Genomic DNA, 17,316 nt, shown 5'->3' with positions numbered 1-17,316 from the left:
GACTGAGCAGGAATAGCCCGTCGGCGGGGCCAAATCGCTTGGCCGAAATCTCTTGACTAAGAGAGACCCGTTACCGAAGTCCTGACCCTAGGGTATCAAAGGGCTGGAGGTTCGATAAACTCTGGCGGGAGATATCTGTCTCACTATGTGGGTTCGACAAGATTCGGAAGCTGGAAAGCCAGATCAAGCCGCTCCAGAATCCGGGCAGCCAGAGTCTCGGTCGCCGTCCAGCCCGGTGTGTAGCTATCCGGCGTCAGGCAAAGTGTCAGGACTCCGATGGTCCCACGATCCATCGCATCCTTGAGGCCTGTGGCTACGGCTTCAATGTAGTCATCGGAGACCATCATGCGAATGTCCGACTCAAACTGGCAGTAGAAATAATCCAGGTCGATGTTGACGATCCATGGCCCTTCCCGTTCGGCAAGCCAATACGAGAGATTCTCAGGTAGTTCCCATGGCGAACTGTACATCGGATGGCCGAAGTTCGGTGGGTCCCCATCTTCATGGGTCAGGCAACGGAAGGTCGTGAGGCTGTCCCCGAACTCCCGCAGGTAGATGGAGATATAGTTGTCCCAGCGGATGACAGGACAATCGAAGTCGTCGCTCTGGTAGGTCTTCCCGAGATAGGCATCGATCCCGGCCGCCCAACTTGGCAAATGCTTGAGCCACTCGTCCAATCGGCTCTGAAGCGCGTCGGGATGACGGTCGATGTGTATGAGGGAATGGGGTGTGGTGAGATCGAGTTCGTTCAGCCAGCACCACAGGGCTGCACGATGATTGTCCATCACGTAGACATTGCCCGCTTTGCAGAGAAAATTCTGTTCGACGGACCCTGAATGGTTTCGTCCCTTGAAGGGGACGATCCACTCCCATTCGGTTATCATTCGTGTTCGCCTTTCAATGTTACTCAACCCTCATTTCTTTGGAGTTCCAGCTCCGGCAGGTCCCGCAGACTCTGCAGATCGAAGGTCACCAGAAACGTCTCCGTGGTCACGAAGGTATGCGGCGCCCCGGGCCGCGGCGACCGCGGCCCGCTGGCGATGAGGTCCTTGTAGCGCAGCCGGGCCAAGAGATCGCGGCTGACCTCCTTGCCGAAGATGTCGGCCAGCCCCGCCCGGTCGATTGGCTGATGATAGGCGATGGCGCAGAGCACGCCCATTTCCATCTCCGTGAAGGCGAGGGACTGGTCCCCAAGGTCGGCGGCGGCCTTGATCGCGTCCGCGAACTGCGTCTTGGTCCGGAACATCCATCCACCCGGTACCTGCGCCAGCTCGTAGGGACGGCCGGTGAGTTCGGCCTGGATGTCGTCGATCAGCATCTCGACCGAAGCCCCCTGCCCCACCACGCGGGCCAGGTCCTCGCGACCGACCGGCGAGGCACTGGCGAAGAGCACCGCTTCGACCCGGCCCATCCATTCGCGCCAGCGCAGCTCCTGCGGCAGGTCGTCGAGTTCCCGGTCAAAGACGGCGCCCTCCTCCGCCGCCGGTTTCCGTTTTCGGGTCGCGGTCGTCATGGCGCAATCCCGTAGAGCCGGAACGTCGGTCGCCCGGTCAGTTCCCGCGCCACGCCCAGCTCGACCAGCCGGTCGCAAAGCCGCCGCGCGGCCCGGTCGGTCATCGGAATGTTGGTTCCTCGGATGCGCGGCGACAGCATCGACGCCGGGGCTACCGCATCTTCGGTCAGGAACAGATCGACGGCCGCGCTTGATCCTTTTGCCCGCAGTTTCGGCGCCACGGACCGAAGGGCCTCGGCGCGGCGGGCAAGATCCCGCGCCAGTCGAACCGTCTCCTCGATGGTCTCGAGGATCCGGATCTGAAGCGCCAGCTCGGCCCCCTGCTCACCCGCCGCCAGATCGCGCAGCACGGTCTTGGTGAGACGCTGCGCCGAAACCGGCAGAACCACCGTCCAGTTCAGCGCACGTGCCAGGACGATGTCCGAGAGCAGACACGCGACCCGCTCCGCCCGGTCGTCGGTCTCGAGCACGGCGCGCAGGACGGCGACGCAACCCGCCAACGGCCCATGCGTCCGGGCGCGTTCCAATCCCACGTCAAGCCAGACGCCCACCTCGCCAGCGAAGTCCGCACCAACGAAGTCGGCGATCTCGCCTGTCCGGCCTCCGCGAAGCCGGACGCCTTCGCGCCAGAACGCCAGAAGCTCGCCATCCGGCCCCCGCGCTTCGCCCGGCAGTGTCAGGTGGTAGGCATCCCGGATATCCGCCTCCCGCGCCAGCCGCCCTTCTAGTTTCGAGGTAACGGTTGCCGCGCTCAGCGCCAGTCGATTGGCAAGCAATTTCACCGGCACGCCATACCGCTCATCGCCGATCAGTTGATCGAGCACCGTGAGCGCCGCCCCAGACCGAAAGGCCACAGTTTCAAGGGTTTCGGCACGAACGGAGGTGACCCAGCCGGGCAGCTGCGGTAGGGTGCTGAGGTCGTCCGAGATGGCAATGGACTGATATGTCATGCCACAACACTAGTCTCTCGCGGCGCTTTCGTCCACAATATGATGTCGAAACCGCCCCGCCTTGCCCCTCTCCACTATGTCCAATAAGTTTGCATTATCGGACATATAAAGATATGCTCAGCGGCATGGCAGAAAACATCGAGAAATCGAGCTCAGAAGCGGCAAACGTGTCTTCTTCCAACGATGACAACGAGAGAGATCGCCAGGACGGAGAGGCCTTGAGCCTCCCTTCGTCTGTGGCCGGATCCGGCGCGCTCGACCGGTTGGTCGATACCGCCCGCGACTATGCCCGCGCCGCCGCGTCCGACAACACGCTGAAAGCCTATGCCAGGGATTGGGCACATTTTACCCGCTGGTGCCGCATGAAGGGCGCCGATCCCCTGCCCCCGTCACCGGAAATGATTGGCCTCTATCTGGCCGACCTGGCGTCGCCGAACGGCCCCTCCCCTGCCTTATCGGTTTCGACAATCGAGCGCCGCCTGTCCGGCCTGGCCTGGAACTACGCACAACGTGGGTTCACGCTTGACCGCAAGGATCGCCACATCGCCACCGTGCTGGCCGGGATCAAGCGCAAGCATGCGCGCCCGCCCGTGCAAAAGGCAGCAATCCTGGCCGAGGATATCCTCGCGATGGTGGCCACCCTACCCTACGACCTGCGTGGGCTCAGGGATCGGGCAATCCTGCTTCTGGGCTATGCCGGTGGCCTGCGCCGTTCGGAGATCGTGAGCCTGGACGTGCACAAAGACGATACCCCGGACAGTGGCGGCTGGGTCGAGATATTCGATAAGGGTGCCCTGCTCACTCTCAATGCCAAGACGGGATGGCGCGAGGTCGAGATCGGCCGGGGATCGAAAGAACAGACCTGCCCCGTACATGCCCTCGAACAATGGCTGCACTTTGCGAAGATCGACTTTGGCCCGGTCTTCGTTGGCACCTCGCGGGACGGCAAAAAGGCACTGGAAGCCCGTCTGTCGGACAAACACGTCGCCCGCCTGATCAAGACCACCGTCCTGAAATCCGGCATCCGAGCCGAGCTGCCCGAAAAAGACCGCCTCGCGCTGTTTTCTGGGCATTCTTTACGCGCCGGGCTCGCCAGCAGCGCAGAAGTCGACGAACGCTACGTCCAGAAGCAGCTCGGACATGCCTCGGCCGAGATGACCCGTCGCTACCAACGCCGCCGTGACCGGTTCCGGGTGAACCTGACCAAGGCCGCAGGGCTATAGGTCAACATTTCTGAGAGCCGCCAACGCCGCGACATGACGTGGAAGATCACTCCGGGAATGCAGGATATCAACGATGATGACCTCGTCAGGCTGATCCAGGAACACAAGGAAATGCTCCCCTGCCCTCGCAAACCGCAGATCGGCCGCATCATCGACCAGAACCGCACAGCTTCTGCTATGCGCCTGACCGTTCAGGATTGCCTGACAGCGGGTGAGCAGCTCCGTTTCATAAAGGTCTGCCTGTTTGAGCCCGAATTGTTCGATCGTCCATTTGGCAATCTCGACCAGACTGGCCTCTGCGCGCCGGGTCAACCGAAGAGATCGGCTCATGAAGATGCGCGCGCTTGCCGAAATGCCCGCCGGATCGCGTCGTAACCGCTTCCCTCGGCAAAGTCGCCCGCCTTTGCCTGCGCCAATCCCTCGAACAACCCCTGCCGGATATCGGTGAGTTGGGCTTCTTCCTGCTCCAACAGTCGAAGCCCCGCGCGCATCGCCTCGCTGACGTTCTGATAACGTCCAGAGGCAACCAAAGCCTGAACCAGCTGGTCTTGGGTTTCGGTCAGAACGACGTTTCGTGTCACCATGTATCGGGTCTCCATCATTGGCAATATATGCCAATGGCCGAATTCCGTCAATGCCAGCAGAGTGACTTGCGTCGCCGTGGTCAAATGGTCGTTTAGTAGCGATACCTTAAATTGCAAACGGCCCGATTTCATGCCCCTGATAGGCTACGCCCGTGTTTCCACAGAGGATCAGACCCCCCTGCCCCAGTCTGAGGCCCTGCAAACTGCAGGCTGTGCCGAGATCTTTGAAGAGCACGCCTCGGGCGGCAATCGCGCGCGACCGGTGCTGGCACGCGTGCTCGAACGCGTCCAGAGCGGCGATACGCTGGTCGTTGTGCGGATCGACCGGCTTGCGCGGTCTCTGTCGCACTTGCTGGAGGTGATCGAACGTCTGGAGGCTAAGGGCGCCTTCTTCCGCTCCCTGCAGGACCCCATCGACACCGCTTCCCCGCAGGGCAAGTTCACGTTGCAGGTTCTGGGCGCCGCGGCCGAGTTCGAGCGCGCGCTGATACGTGAGCGCACAAAGGCGGGGCTGGCGAGCGCCCGTGCCAAGGGCCGGGTCGGCGGGAACCCGGGCCTACGCGACCGCAATCCAGCGGCGTTACGCAAGGTGCGACGCGCGCGGCAAGACGGCTACATAGAGCGGCTGAACGAGACGGCTCAGGACTGGGTGCCACATGTCCGACGACTTCGACCTGATATGGCCTGGGAAGATGTGCTTCGGATCATCAATGGCCCCCTGCCCTACGACCGCCACTGGACGCAAAGCCGCCTTCTGCGCGCAGTGAAAGCCTATGTGCGCGACGGGTTTCTGCCCAATGAAGTGCTTGGTCGCGCTGGACGACGCGAAACCGATGACCGCCTGCCGGCTATCGTGGCTGCCATCAAAGGCGCGGACCCGGAAATCACGCTCCAGGCGATCTGCGAACGGCTGGAATCCATGCGTGAGCGCACCCCTCGAGGTCGCACCAGCTGGCAACCGTCCTCCGTCAGGATGCTGTTGGAAAGAGCGGAGCGACTTGGATTGCTGGTCAGGTAAGTTGATTGAAAACGCTCAGCCGGCTTTCGATGAGCAACATGTTGTGAAAGTTCTCGCTCCACAGCGTCGTGCACCCGGCCATCAGCGCGGCTGACATGATCATCGTGTCATAAACCGATTACTCTTACCTCTCTGCGAGCTCGCGACCCACTTGATGGGTTTGAACCGTTATGTCCACGAAAGGCCATAAGAATTTCATAACCTCAAGAAGCGCTCCGGTATCTTCCTAGCTGAGCCGAGTTTTCCGCCGACAATTGACCATCGCTTCGTTGAGGGCCTGGGCGCTTGCCCGAGGTCCCTGCCCCAGAATTTCCACTGCTCTCTCAGCCTTTGGAGCATCGTCAAACAGGTAGAGCTAAACATTTGTGTCTGCGAATCAGCGTTCATGCGCGGCGTCGCGGCTTAGACGCGCGTCCTTTGGCAGTTTCCCGCGAAATCGCCTTAACCCTTGCAGGACTTCATCGGCGCTAGGTTGGGGCTTGACCAGAATGGTTCCGTCTCCCTTTACCAGGTCGATCTGGTCGCCTTCCTTTAGGCCCAGTTCCCGCACAAGATCCGCGGGTAGCCGGACGGCAAGGGAGCTTCCCCATTTGGCAACTCGCATGGTGTCCTCTCAGGTTTGGATAAACACCCGTGTATACTTAAAACCATCAGTAGGTAAGCTTTGTTCGTTTAAGGCATTGTCTTGTCTATGCCGTGCTTTGTGCTGGATACTGTTTCCGCGACCCGAGAAGCCGCAATGCCCCCTACCCTGCTGGGGATCATCGACGCCTCAGACAACAGGGCCTTGACCATCCATGCTCATGAAGTGCGTTTGATCTGATCGTTTGGGCCCGGCACCCAAGTATCTATGTAACTCTGAATGTCGATCCAATTGTGCCTTGGATTAGCCGTAGGTCTGTCGTTGCGTTGTCCGATGCGGCCTGAGTTCTCTGTAACTCTCGCTAACCGGATTTTCGGTCAAGACACCGATGAGAAACCGAGCGTTAGCGATACGCAGTCTTCGCCAGATGCACTCCTGAACCACAAGTTTGTGTGTGCTGTTAACAGCTGTTAACTCGGGAAGGTGCGTGGCTCCCCTAGTAGCGCTCGGGCTCAACAGCACAAACTGTGGATAAAATCCTTGACTTAACAGGGTGAATCACGGCCATTAGAGTCAAGTTGCGCAAATAAGCGCGTTCGAGCAGAGAATTAGCAACTATGTTTCAGACGGCACCCATCGAAGCGGCCTCCCAATCCGAGCTTACAAGCCAAATGGCCGCGCGTCTACACACCGCGCTCACGACGCACCTTCAACAGGCCTACGCACCCGATCAGCGTAAGAATTTGAGACTATTCAGTGCAACAGAGACTGCTGACCTGCTTGGCGTGACCGGTCAATTCCTGCGCAAGTGCCATAGCGACGGATCGTTGCCTGAGCCGGACGTCATCAAGAATGGACGACGCTTTTATTCCGGGGAAGAGATCCTGCAAGCGCGCCATTTCCTCGAGGCAAGCTCTCGAAAACCCGGCAAGTATCTTCCTGGGCGTCGCGAGGGTGACAAGCTTCAGGTCATTCAGCTGATGAATTTCAAAGGAGGATCTGCAAAGTCCACCTCTGCGATCCATCTGTGTCACTACCTTGCTTTGAACGGATACCGGGTGCTGGCGATCGACTTGGATCCACAAGGGAGCCTCACAGGCTTTTGCGGGATTCAAACTGAACTGGAGTTTGAGGGCGCCTCGATTTACGACGCACTGCGCTATGACGATCCAGTGCCGATGTCTGAAGCTATCGTGGAAACCTATTTCCCTGGCTTGCATTTGGCACCTGCCCGCCTTGTGCTGAGCGAATTTGAGACTGAAACGGCGGTCAACGCAGGGCGCGGTGTCGCGTTCTTTGAGAAGCTCAGTCTAGCGATCCAGTCCGTTGAAAGCGACTACGATGTGGTGGTGATCGACAGCCCGCCAGCTCTCGGGTTTTTGACTCTGACCGGCCTTTATGCTGCGACCTCTGTCATCGTGCCGATGACGCCAAGCATGCTCGATCTCGCTTCGACACAGCAGTTTGTCGAGATGACATCTGCATATCTCGGGGTGATCGAGGATACGGGCGTTAAACTCGATCATGATTTCTTCTCTTTTCTCATTACGCGGGACGATCCGAGCGACATTCCCAGTCAGCAGATTGTCAGCTTGATGCGTGCCCTGTTCCAAGATCGTGTCGTTGGGGCGACAGGACTGCGCAGTACGGCAATTGGCGATGCGTCGATGCTCAAGATGTCGATCTACGAGGTTGCACGATCCGAGATGACGCGGTCGACCTACGATCGGGCAAAGAACAGCATGGATGCAGTAGGTGCGGAAATCGCAGGGATGCTTCAACAGGCATGGGGACGTTAGTCATGGCAATGGGGAAGAATAAGACCGGTATCATGGCGGCGATTACAGCGGCAAGCGAAGCATCGAAGGAGGGTGCGTCCGACCGGGCCCATCGGACCTTGCCGAAGGGGACTATCGGTTCGGTTCGTGCAGGCCTCGGGGGCATTCAGGAAATCGACACCAACTTGATCCTCGCCTGGGGCCCGAAGGACCGGATGGATATTGAGTTAACAACTGTTAACAGTGATGCGCCAAATGAATCCATTCAGGACCTCGCCACCAGTATCGCTGAGTCGGGACAGCAAGTTCCAGTGCTTCTGCGTCCCTCAAAGGATCGTGACGGTCATTTTGAAGTCATCTATGGCCAGCGACGCATACTTGCGTGCCGCCATCTGGGCATGCCGGTGCGGGCTCTGATCCGCACGCTCGATGATACCGATGCTCTCATGGCGAAGGGGCTCGAGAATGCCGGCCGTGCGGAGCTAAGCTACTATGAACGTGTTCGGTTCGCACAGGCGATCCTCGAGCAGGGATACTCCCGCGCGGAAGCATGCCAAGCTTTGGCGATCAGTAAGAACACTCTTTCACAGCTTGAACGCATCAATCGGCTTGTGCCCGTGGCGGTTGGTGAAGCCATCGGCGCGGCCCCGGGCGCAGGGCGCCCGAAATGGACGACCCTCGCTACAGCGTTCGAGAAGGGCCAGCTTTCGGAGGGGCGTGTATTGGATGTGCTTGGTCAATCTGGTGCCCTTGATTCCGACGGGCGGCTGGACCTCGTCCTTAAAGAAATTGGCAAACGAGGCAAGCAGGAGCGATCTGTTGAAGAGCGCTCGCCTGTTCCCGGTGTGCAGATCAAGAGTGGAAAATCGGGACTCTCAGTGACCGTCAAGCGGGCAGGGGAGAACACGAGATTCGCGAATTGGCTGGATCAGAACCTGGACCAGCTCATTCAGGATTCCTTCGATCGGTTCCAATCAGAGAGCAACGAAGGATAGCGGCGGTTAACAGCTGTTAACCGCCAAGATAGAGGCAACGAGCAAAAAGGAGAACGGCACCAAAAAGAAAACCCTCGAAACCGAAGTCCCGAGGGCTGCTGCGCACAAGGCGCGATTTGTTTTCACACCACAATCCTAGCAGCCCGCGAATCGCTAAACAACGAAAAACGTCTTCGGGCGAACAGGTTTTCTGTGCCTAGATAAAAAATGACAAAATTCAATGATGCTCCGCATGGAGCGACTGGGACAGTCATGCCTCAGAAGAGTAGAGGTATGTCCAATATCAACCAATCCTCGGGGTGGCGCAAAGCGACGGCCGGACTCGCGGTCGCTGAACAGCACGCACAGGCCGGTGAAAGATCAACCGTGCCCAAGTCACAGGCCTTTGTCGCGGTGAAACGCGTTGGCGCACATATTGGCCTCAAGGCTGGCGACATGCTGCTTCTCGACACGCTTGGAGCCTTCACACAGGCCCAGGACTGGGAGGAGGGACAGCGTCCGATCGTCTGGGCGTCCAACGCCTATCTGATGGAGCACACAGGCTTTTCGCTCTCGACGCTCAAGCGCCATGCGCGGCGTCTGGCCGAGATCGGCGTGATTGCTTTCAGGGACAGCCCCAATGGCAAGAGGTGGGGCCACAGAGATGCTGACGGTCGTATCATCGAGGCCTATGGCTTTGATTTGTCGCCGCTGTCGGCCCGGGTTGACGAGTTCGAGGAGCTGCATGCCGAATTGCAGGCCGAACGCGAGCTTTGTCAGCGCCTGAAGCGTCAGATCACGGTGGCACGCCGGATGATCCGCGCGCGGATCGACGCGGCCCTCAACGGCGCTCTGAGAGGTCCCTGGACGCAGCTCACAGGTCTCTTTGAGGATCTCTTGGGCCGCCTGCCACGCCGGAACACGCCCTCTGGGGAGCTTGCGCGGCTTCTGGAATGGTTCAGGGAACTCCAGGAGCGCGTCGAGGCAGCCTATCTCAAAGCAGTTCGCGCGGATGAGGTTGTGGAAAACACGCCTGAAACCAGCGAGCAAGTGCTTCAGAGGACTCAAGAAATGGACCCCAGGGAGGTCATTTTTGAGCCTCATATACTAACTACAACCCAACTTAATCCTGTAACCCGTAATCGCTCAGAAACTGAGCAAGCGGCGGGCGTGGTGCCAAATGCGCCGCCCGAAGAGCGGGTTGATAAGGAGTTGGAAGATTGGGTTCCGGAAACCCGCAAGAAACGCGGGGCAGCGCTCGATCTGCCGACAGTCATGCAAGCCTGTCCTGAATTCGCGTCCTGGGCACGCAATTTGGGCGGTTATCTGAAGGATTGGGGCGATCTCCATCGCGTTGTCGGGCAGCTCAGGCCGATGATCGGTGTCTCAGAGCACGCTTGGAACCTCGCGCAGGACCGTCTCGGGCCCCAAATCGCGACTGCGGCGCTGGTTCTCACGTTCGACAAGCATTGCTCCGGAGAAGTGGCGTCTCCGGGCGGATATCTGCGCGGTATGGTCGAGAAGGCCGGGGCAGGGGAGCTGCATCTCGAGCGCAGTTTTTATGGCCGGTTGAGCGGACAGGCGGCGTGAAGCGATGCGGAAGCAATTGTCCCGCGGTCCAAGTTCCAGGTGGGGCATGCGAAGATTGCTGTCTGTATTCTCCGCAGGTTTTGCGGCGGTTATTGTTGTCTTGCGGAGAAAAAGCGGTATAATCTCCGCAAAGAGTGCGTAATATATGACCTACATCCACGAACTCCCTGATTGGCCGCAGTTTACCTGGGATAAGGCCAAGCTGTCTTCACAACTTGCCGCGGTCCGTCACCGTCAAGGCAAGCTTTTGGGGCGCATGGAGGGTCTTGGCTTTGATCTTCGCAACGAGGCAATGCTGCGCACTCTTACCAGTGATGTCGTGAAAAGCAGCGAGATCGAGGGGGAGACGCTCGACAAGGATCAGGTGCGCTCGTCCATCGCGAAGCGGCTCGGGCTCGAAATTGGTGGACTGATCCCGTCTGATCGCCATGTTGATGGTGTCGTCGAGATGATGTTGGACGCGACCCAAGCGTATGACCAGCCACTGGATGCTGAGCGCCTGTTCGGCTGGCATGCGGCCCTTTTTCCGACTGGGCGAAGCGGGATAACCCGGATCACGGTGGGCAATTGGCGGGGCGGCCCCATGGAAGTTGTGTCAGGTCCCTATGGCCGTGAACGTGTGCACTTTGAGGCGCCAGAAGCCGTGCGGCTCGACGCTGAGATGACGCGGTTTCTGTCCTGGTTCAACCAGGCACCCGACACGGATCCTGTCATTCATGCGGCTATCGCGCATCTGTGGTTCGTTACGATCCATCCTTTCGACGATGGCAATGGGCGCATTGCGCGCGCGATTGCCGATATGGCGTTGGCGCGATCCGAACGCAGTTCACAGCGGTTCTACAGCATGTCGACCCAAATCCGGCAGGAGCGGAGCGCTTACTACGACATGCTCGAGACGACCCAGAAAGGGGGACTCGATATCACTGCTTGGCTCGTTTGGTTCCTGGATTGCCTGGATCGTGCATTCGATGGTGCAGAGATCATCCTAGAGACCGTGTTCCAGAAGGCGCGGTTCTGGGAGCAATACGGAGCGGCCAACATAAACGACCGCCAACGGGACATACTCAATCGCCTGCTTGATGGGCTCGAAGGAAAACTCACGACGTCGAAATATGCGAAGATTGAGAAGTGCTCACAAGACACGGCATATCGCGACATCCTTGATCTGATCGACTTGGGAGCCCTTGAGAAAGACGACGCTGGTGGGCGTAGCACCAGTTACTCCCTGACAGTGAAGTAGAGAGGCTTGTCACAGGCGCGGTACGCGACAAGTGCACCCCGTGAAAATGTCAGCCAATCACCTCACATTCGTGACAGCCGTTCTTCGTCATCCACGACGTCAAGTGAACCGCTCTTGCCATCCCAAGCCCACAGGACGATGTTGAAGTCCGATGACGACGCACCCTTCGCAAAACTCTTGATCAGGAGCCCCGCAAACCGATCTGCTATGAGGGCGCGTGCTAACTCCTGGGTCGGCACCGTTTGGTCTTGGAGCATTTTCACGCGCCATGCAGGATCGGCAAGCATCGACCCTGTCGCGCCATACTTCTCAAGTCCGTCCTGATCGCGGGTATCGAAAATAGGCCCAAGGTCGGCTGTGTAGGACACGAGGATCGTCGGCTGCAGGCTGCCGACCTGGTTAGCTTCTCTAAGGGCGGTCGTGGGATCCAGCGAGGTGTAGAGGGCAGGGGTGCCCTTGGCGTTAAAGCGCCCTCCATAGAGTTCAGCGCCTCGTCCGGACAGAGGTTCACGCGCATAGACCGGGTTCAGGGCGCGATAGAGTGGCCCTGTGTAGCGCCCATCTTTCAGCGGCATCTCAGCGCCCCGGCGTTCAAAAACATAGTGTGTGGCACCGATGTCCCGAGAACACGAAGTGTGACAGGGTATCGGTGTCTCATGTCTTGGCGGGGCGCGCTTTAGGCAAAGACGCCCGCATCGACCGCATCGATATACTCCAGAACTTGCTGAGCTTTGCCTTCCTGCACCAGCTGCATGGCTGTCCGGCCATCAAAGCCGGGCAGGGGCTCTGACCGGTACCATGCATAGGCCATCAGTTCCGAGCCGAAGCGGGGCTCGACTTTGTTCAGCACCTCTACCAATTCGCGCAGGCGGCGCTGCGTCTTGTCCGAACCGATGCGGGTTCGCCTCTGCAGCGCGTCTTTACCCAAACCGACTGTCAATGCGATCTCTTCTGCTGACGTGCGTAGCACCGCGGCGATCTTGCGCGGTTCGAATTGCCCAGCTTCAGCAAAGTTCGTGATGTGCATGATCTATGCTCCTACAGTGATACTGACGGTATATAGCGATAATATTGCTGAATTTCAAGCTGTCAGGAGGTGCGGTGCCTCCGTTTCCCGTGCTAATCCGTAACGCTGCAATGCTCTGAATGCCGGAAATCCTGATCTTTGGGCCTGAAGAGTCGCAGTAGGCGCGTTTCTTGCCGATCGAGAACATCAGATAAGTTATTGATAATATGCCAAAGACTGCTGCGGTCGGGCTGGGGTTGCCGATATACCTTGCCGATCTTGGACTCCAACCGGCACTGACTGCATGAAGTCCTTGGAAACCGTGGTGGTGTCGGGCCCTTGTCAGTTTCCCCGGTCCAGTTGGCGGTTGGAAAGTGAAAGTGGACTTCGGGTTTTGTGACTGACGGATGAGGGCCTTTGGGGTCCCTCAGATGGGTCCGGGCCGGGTTCCGGTCTGCCGTTCCGGATGAAGGGCATTCCCATGCAAACAGGTGTCTTGCGCGTGTTGCGCGCGACCGCTGCCTCCTGGTGGCGGCATAGAGTGCTGCGCCGAACTGGCCAGACGGCGCTGGCACGGCGGCTCGAACGCCAGACCGTCCTGCGTGATCTCGGCTATCTGAAGCAGGCGGCGTCATTGCCAAACGCTCATGTGATCTGCGGGGAGGGTGGGACATTCCTCCATCTCGGTTGGACCACCGTGTCGACCTTCGCGCCGATCGAGCGCTTTCCCTTGGCCGCTCTAGCGGTCGCACGAGGCACGCCGTTCATCGATCTCCGACCCGTCACCGATGGCATCGCCTTCGCGAACCTGCCCCGTGTGACACGAGACGGATCGGTCGACCCTGACCCTTGCGGTCCTGGCCGGGCTGTCTCGCTGACCACCTACATCGACATGGTCGAACAGCTCGGCGCGAGGATCGTCAACGATCCGCGCCCCCGCCAGTCAACCTGACCCCTAAATTCTCTCATCAACATACGAAAGGACGCCAGCCATGGCCCGATCCCGCACGCCCAAATTCGATGCCTCCGAGGTCATCACAAACGAAATCATCCGCATCATCGAGCGCGGTGTCCTGCCGTGGCGCAAGCCCTGGACGGCAGGCGGCAGCTCTCGCCCTCTGCGCGTGGGCGGTGAGCCCTATCAGGGGGTCAACAACTTCCTGCTGACGATGCGCACCGTGATGGCGGGCCATAGCTCGCCTTTCTGGATGACGCTGCCGCAAGCCAATGCCTTGGATGCAAAAGTCCGCAAGGGCGAGAAGTCCTCTGTCGTTGTCTATTACGGTCAAAGCCGGAAAGACGCGGGCGGCGAGGACGACCGCAGCGACGGCGATGATCACTCCGAGGTAGCCCGTATCTTCCGCTTCCATAAATCCTACCGCGTGTTCAACGCCTGCCAGATCGATGGCTTGCCCGACAGCTTCTTCCCCGACCCGGAGCCCATGCCCGAGCATCCGCCGTCCGAGCCCATCCCGCACATGCAGGCGTTTTTCGATGCCATCGACATCACGACAGTCTTCACAGGAACGGAAGCGTACTATTTGCCGCCCGTGGACAAGGTTTACATGCCATCCATCACGCGGTTCCAGGACCCGCGCAATTTCTACGGGGTCTGGGCGCATGAGCTGGCCCATGCCACGAAAGCCCCCCATCGACTGAACCGGGACTACGGTCTCTCGCACTTCGGCAACACGGCCTACGCGCGCGAGGAGATCGTGGCCGAGCTCTCGTCGGTGTTTTTGGGGCAGGAACTTGGGTTCACGTCGCATACGCTCGAGATGAATGCCGCTTACCTCTACAACTGGCTGCGGGTGCTGCGCTCGGACAAGCAGGCGATTTTCAAGCACGCGGCCGATGCGCAGCGCGCCTGTGATTACCTTATCGCGCGATCGGAGGCGGGCAGGGCAAGGGAGGTCGACCAGGCCGCTTGAGGGGATGTGTGTCGGCAAAGGGAAAGCAGGCTTTGGGAAGGGTGTTTCAAACTTCTCAAAGGAGAGCCCTATGACCATCACAGCACAGCCCCAGACAGACCGCCCGGAACCTTCGGTGGTCGCGGCGCAGAACGACGCGTTCCGTAAGCTCGCCTGCCTCGGGGTGCCGCCCGCGGATCCCATTCAGGGTCGCATGCATGTCACCCGTTCGCTCATGGAGGCCGGGGACGGCTTCATGGCCGAGGCGGTGAAGGCAGCCGGTGAATTTGCCACATTCGAGCCTGAGAATGATCCCGAGGGATGGCATGATTTCGGGGCGGTCGAGATCCGGGGCGAGACCGTGTTCTGGAAGATCGACCTCTATGAGGCGGATTCCGATTTCCGCTACGGTGCCGAGGCCCCGGACAATCCCGCGACCACCATGCGCGTGCTGACCATCATGCTGGCGCGCGACTGGTAAAGGGGCAGGGGACGCCTCCCCCTGACATCTCAGACGATGAAGGCCCGCTGAGCAACTGCAACTCGAGATGGAAGATGAGGGGCTCGAGGATGACGCCTACAATGCACTCTACGAACGTGTGGACGCTTTGGAAGAGGAGGCGCGCGATCTGCAGGAGGCCTACAGCGCCGAGGATCTCGCCCGTGCAGGCGTGATTGCGTCTTGGTCGAACGGGCAGATCACGCTCCATGTGGGCCTCGTCCGCCCGGAGGACACCGTGAAAGAGAAGGGCGCGCCCAGTTCCTCGACCAACACCACGGGAGAGGAGGCCCCCGACGCTGGCGAAATCACCTATCCGGCCTCGCTGGCTGAGGATCTCAAGACCGAGCGGGCCATGGCCCTTGGCGCCGCGATGGCGTTGCACCCCGAGGCCACGCTCGATCTGACCCTCTTCAAGCTGGTGAGCGACGTTCTGGCCGGCGGCATGAGCGTCACGCAGGCGATCAAGATCGAGGCCCGCAAGGAATACCGGACCCACGCCAAGATGGACGAGATCGACGCGACCTCGCTCGAGCAGGTGGCGGCGGCGCATGATGCGCTGGACCTCTCCTGGCTCGATGACACCCGGTCCCCTGCCGATCAGTTCGCGGCGTTCCGCGCGCTGGAGGCAGGCGAGAAGGCCAAGCTCGTGGCGTATGCGACGGCCAGCACGACGCAGTCCTGCTTCGCACGGGACCGCCAGCGCGACAGCCTGATGCATGACTTCGAGATCGAGATCATGCCCGACATCCGGGCGCATTGGACGCCGAATGCGGCGCTCTTCAACCGCTTCAAGAAGGCCTGGCTCCTGAAGATCCTCGGCGAGGATCTGGGTCTCGCCCAGGAGGCGGTGACGCTGGCCTCGTCGAGCAAGAAGGAGATCGTCGCTTTCTGTGACAAGCTCTTCGCCGAGCCCTTCGCCACGCTCACGGATGCACAACGCGCTGCCGTGGCCGCCTGGTGCCCGCCCATGATGCAGACCGCCGGTGTCGCCTGTGATGAGGCGGAGATCACTGCGGAAACCCCAGAGCCTGACAGCGAGGTCGCGCAAGCGGCCTGAGTTCTCACGCGACCCGCGCGAGCCCTTCCGCCTGCGCGGGTCCTCCCTCTCACACTGAACAGAAAGACATTCCCATGGCTATTCTCAAGTTCTCCGCCTCCGCTGTCGCAGCGCAGATCGCCCATGCGCGCGCCTGCAAATCCTTCCTGCCCAACTGGAACGGGCCGGTGGACAGGCCCGCCCTGATCCTCATCGTCGGCAACGGCGTTCATTTGCGCTCGAACGGCATCGATGGCACGACCACCCGCATCGTCACGACCGAGCAAGCCGATCCCTCCTTCGCTTTCGCCGACGGCATGAACCCGTTTCGGGATGCCGACTGGATGGCGCAGCGCCGCATGGCGTTTCGCGATCTGACCGGCCAGTTCTACACCGACATCCTCGACGATGTGCAGGTGCTCATCGACCGAGGGCAGGGGGCCATCCGGCTCGCTACCGATGGCCACAGCATCCGCGTTTTCGTGCGCCGGGCCTCAGACTATCTCATCGGTGGAACCTACGAGGTGCCTTCAGGTCTTGGCGGCATCTTTCGGGTCATCCTCAAGGATGCCTGCGACACCTTCGCGATCGTCCAGAACTGCGGCAATTGCGAGGATTTCGATGCCATGCAGCCCTACCGCGTGCCGCTCGATGCCCTGATGGAACTCGATGATCGGAGGGTGGCGTAACGCGCCCTTTCTCAAACTAGCATCGCCAATACCCTGCCAGGCCTGCGGCCCTCTCGGGACATTGGCGACAATAATTTCCCAAATGAGAGAAAGGACTCTGAGATGGGATGGCTCTTCTACACCGACGGCCGCGTCCAGACCTACGCGGATGAGAAAGCGGAGATCACCCGGCTTTGTACCTTCGAAGGCGAAAGGCGCAAAAGGGGTCGATCTCGTTGAGCAGAAGCGTGGCACCGGCGCGGGCGGCGAAAGCAGCCAGGGCACCGGTGCCGGCGGATGGTTCGAGCACAGTCTCGCCCTTGCGGATCGCCGCCGCCCGAACGGCCAAGGCTGCGAAAAGCAACGGCGTGGAAAACTGCTGCAGCCGGATTTGCTGCTCTGACCGGCGCGTTTCCGTCAGGAGACGTGACGCAAGGAGTTTTGCGGCAGAGTAATCATCCTCACTGTTGTCGCCACGTAGCAGCGCCTGCACAGCCGCCGCCTGCATCAGGTCATAGGCCTTCCGCCAGTCCCAGGCGCCCCCGGCATCACTGCCACGAAAGGTCTCTCGCATGATGCGTGCGAGCGCTGAGCTGCGCAGGGGTTGATGGTCGATCTCCGCGCCGATTTGCGCCAGCGCAGAGGTGAGGTTAGAGCGGCTCAGTTTTTCTCTGAATCGAATTGGGATTCCCATTTGGTGGCGATTGTGATTCAGGCTTCATACTGGTGAGGGAGGCCAGC

At 59.9% G+C, this 17,316-nt stretch carries 18 protein-coding genes and 3 pseudogenes; 12 read left to right on the top strand and 9 right to left on the bottom strand.

Annotated features, from left to right (window positions below; translation table 11 throughout):
• Positions 1-143: 143 nt before the first annotated feature.
• Genes M4578_RS25330 through M4578_RS25320 form a run of 3 tightly spaced genes read right to left on the bottom strand, consistent with a single transcriptional unit; the run spans position 144 to position 2,463 of the window.
• Entirely contained in the window at positions 144-884 is a 741-nt protein-coding gene (locus M4578_RS25330) for a UPF0489 family protein (RefSeq protein WP_258095881.1), read from the bottom strand.
• 23 nt (positions 885-907) lie between these two features.
• Positions 908-1,513: an SMC-Scp complex subunit ScpB gene (scpB, locus tag M4578_RS25325; protein WP_152477353.1), complete on the bottom strand. Its 606-nt coding sequence runs from the start codon at positions 1,511-1,513 to the stop codon at positions 908-910.
• Entirely contained in the window at positions 1,510-2,463 is a 954-nt protein-coding gene (locus M4578_RS25320; RefSeq protein ID WP_258095880.1) for a DUF1403 family protein, read from the bottom strand. The genes scpB and M4578_RS25320 overlap by 4 nt, the downstream gene beginning before the upstream one ends.
• Positions 2,464-2,576: 113 nt before the next feature.
• Here M4578_RS25320 and M4578_RS25315 point away from each other — a divergent pair, with 113 nt between their 5' ends.
• Positions 2,577-3,686, top strand: coding sequence for a tyrosine-type recombinase/integrase (locus tag M4578_RS25315; protein WP_258095879.1), 1,110 nt, complete (start codon positions 2,577-2,579; stop codon positions 3,684-3,686).
• Here M4578_RS25315 and M4578_RS25310 read toward each other — a convergent pair.
• Positions 3,681-4,016, bottom strand: coding sequence for a type II toxin-antitoxin system RelE/ParE family toxin (locus M4578_RS25310; protein ID WP_216339761.1), 336 nt, complete (start codon positions 4,014-4,016; stop codon positions 3,681-3,683). The genes M4578_RS25315 and M4578_RS25310 overlap by 6 nt on opposite strands.
• Positions 4,013-4,270 (bottom strand): type II toxin-antitoxin system ParD family antitoxin, encoded by a 258-nt coding sequence (locus M4578_RS25305; RefSeq protein ID WP_216339867.1) that lies wholly within the window; start codon positions 4,268-4,270, stop codon positions 4,013-4,015. The genes M4578_RS25310 and M4578_RS25305 overlap by 4 nt, the downstream gene beginning before the upstream one ends.
• 130 nt (positions 4,271-4,400) lie before the next feature.
• Here M4578_RS25305 and M4578_RS25300 point away from each other — a divergent pair, with 130 nt between their 5' ends.
• Positions 4,401-5,288 carry a recombinase family protein gene (locus M4578_RS25300; RefSeq protein ID WP_036562784.1) on the top strand — a complete coding sequence of 296 codons (888 nt, stop codon included), beginning with the start codon at positions 4,401-4,403 and terminating at the stop codon, positions 5,286-5,288.
• 376 nt (positions 5,289-5,664) lie between these two features.
• Here the strand turns inward: M4578_RS25300 and M4578_RS25295 are convergent, their stop codons facing one another.
• Positions 5,665-5,892: an AbrB/MazE/SpoVT family DNA-binding domain-containing protein gene (locus M4578_RS25295; protein ID WP_036562787.1), complete on the bottom strand. Its 228-nt coding sequence runs from the start codon at positions 5,890-5,892 to the stop codon at positions 5,665-5,667.
• Positions 5,893-6,488: 596 nt separating this feature from the next.
• Between M4578_RS25295 and repA the strand changes: the two genes are divergently transcribed.
• The 4 genes from repA (at position 6,489) to M4578_RS25275 (ending at position 11,453) form a co-directional block, all read left to right on the top strand.
• The gene (gene repA, locus M4578_RS25290; protein WP_051982510.1) at positions 6,489-7,670 is read left to right on the top strand and encodes a plasmid partitioning protein RepA; all 1,182 of its coding nucleotides are present in this window, start codon (positions 6,489-6,491) and stop codon (positions 7,668-7,670) included.
• 2 nt (positions 7,671-7,672) lie between these two features.
• Positions 7,673-8,644, top strand: a complete 972-nt coding sequence (repB, locus tag M4578_RS25285; protein ID WP_036562823.1) for a plasmid partitioning protein RepB — start codon at positions 7,673-7,675, stop codon at positions 8,642-8,644.
• Positions 8,645-8,917: 273 nt separating this feature from the next.
• A complete protein-coding gene (gene repC / locus M4578_RS25280) occupies positions 8,918-10,213 on the top strand; it encodes a plasmid replication protein RepC (protein ID WP_036562826.1) in 1,296 nt (431 codons plus the stop codon).
• A gap of 145 nt (positions 10,214-10,358) precedes the next feature.
• The gene (locus M4578_RS25275; RefSeq protein WP_036562791.1) at positions 10,359-11,453 is read left to right on the top strand and encodes a Fic family protein; all 1,095 of its coding nucleotides are present in this window, start codon (positions 10,359-10,361) and stop codon (positions 11,451-11,453) included.
• A gap of 62 nt (positions 11,454-11,515) precedes the next feature.
• Here M4578_RS25275 and M4578_RS25270 read toward each other — a convergent pair whose 3' ends face one another.
• Both M4578_RS25270 and M4578_RS25265 read right to left on the bottom strand, forming a co-directional pair.
• Positions 11,516-12,028, bottom strand: a complete 513-nt coding sequence (locus tag M4578_RS25270) for an RES family NAD+ phosphorylase (protein ID WP_036562793.1) — start codon at positions 12,026-12,028, stop codon at positions 11,516-11,518.
• A 101-nt stretch (positions 12,029-12,129) separates the two neighbouring features.
• A complete protein-coding gene (locus M4578_RS25265; protein WP_005617048.1) occupies positions 12,130-12,480 on the bottom strand; it encodes an MbcA/ParS/Xre antitoxin family protein in 351 nt (116 codons plus the stop codon).
• Positions 12,481-12,925: 445 nt separating this feature from the next.
• Here M4578_RS25265 and M4578_RS25260 point away from each other — a divergent pair, with 445 nt between their 5' ends.
• From M4578_RS25260 to M4578_RS25855, 6 genes and pseudogenes are all read left to right on the top strand, one after another.
• A complete protein-coding gene (locus tag M4578_RS25260; protein ID WP_036562795.1) occupies positions 12,926-13,411 on the top strand; it encodes a hypothetical protein in 486 nt (161 codons plus the stop codon).
• A 40-nt stretch (positions 13,412-13,451) separates the two neighbouring features.
• Positions 13,452-14,390 (top strand): ArdC family protein, encoded by a 939-nt coding sequence (locus M4578_RS25255; protein WP_258095877.1) that lies wholly within the window; start codon positions 13,452-13,454, stop codon positions 14,388-14,390.
• A gap of 70 nt (positions 14,391-14,460) precedes the next feature.
• Positions 14,461-14,850: a DUF3768 domain-containing protein gene (locus tag M4578_RS25250; RefSeq protein WP_036562963.1), complete on the top strand. Its 390-nt coding sequence runs from the start codon at positions 14,461-14,463 to the stop codon at positions 14,848-14,850.
• 49 nt (positions 14,851-14,899) lie between these two features.
• Positions 14,900-15,928: pseudogene (locus tag M4578_RS25245) on the top strand (ParB/RepB/Spo0J family partition protein); the annotation flags it as partial.
• A 74-nt stretch (positions 15,929-16,002) separates the two neighbouring features.
• Complete coding sequence (locus M4578_RS25240; protein ID WP_258095876.1) at positions 16,003-16,596, top strand: regulator; 594 nt, start codon at positions 16,003-16,005, stop codon at positions 16,594-16,596.
• Between the two features lie 102 nt (positions 16,597-16,698).
• Positions 16,699-16,797 (top strand): annotated as a pseudogene (locus tag M4578_RS25855) (DUF6927 domain-containing protein); the annotation flags it as partial.
• Here M4578_RS25855 and M4578_RS25235 read toward each other — a convergent pair.
• Positions 16,763-17,269, bottom strand: a pseudogene (locus tag M4578_RS25235) (SAM-dependent methyltransferase); the annotation flags it as partial. The pseudogenes M4578_RS25855 and M4578_RS25235 sit on opposite strands and share 35 nt — an antisense overlap.
• Positions 17,270-17,316 lie beyond the last annotated feature (47 nt).

The organism is Salipiger pentaromativorans (genome assembly GCF_024721115.1).
Taxonomy (GTDB): domain Bacteria; phylum Pseudomonadota; class Alphaproteobacteria; order Rhodobacterales; family Rhodobacteraceae; genus Salipiger; species Salipiger pentaromativorans.
Note: the sequence above shows the minus strand (reverse complement) of the source record. Positions and strands in the feature narration are given on the sequence as shown.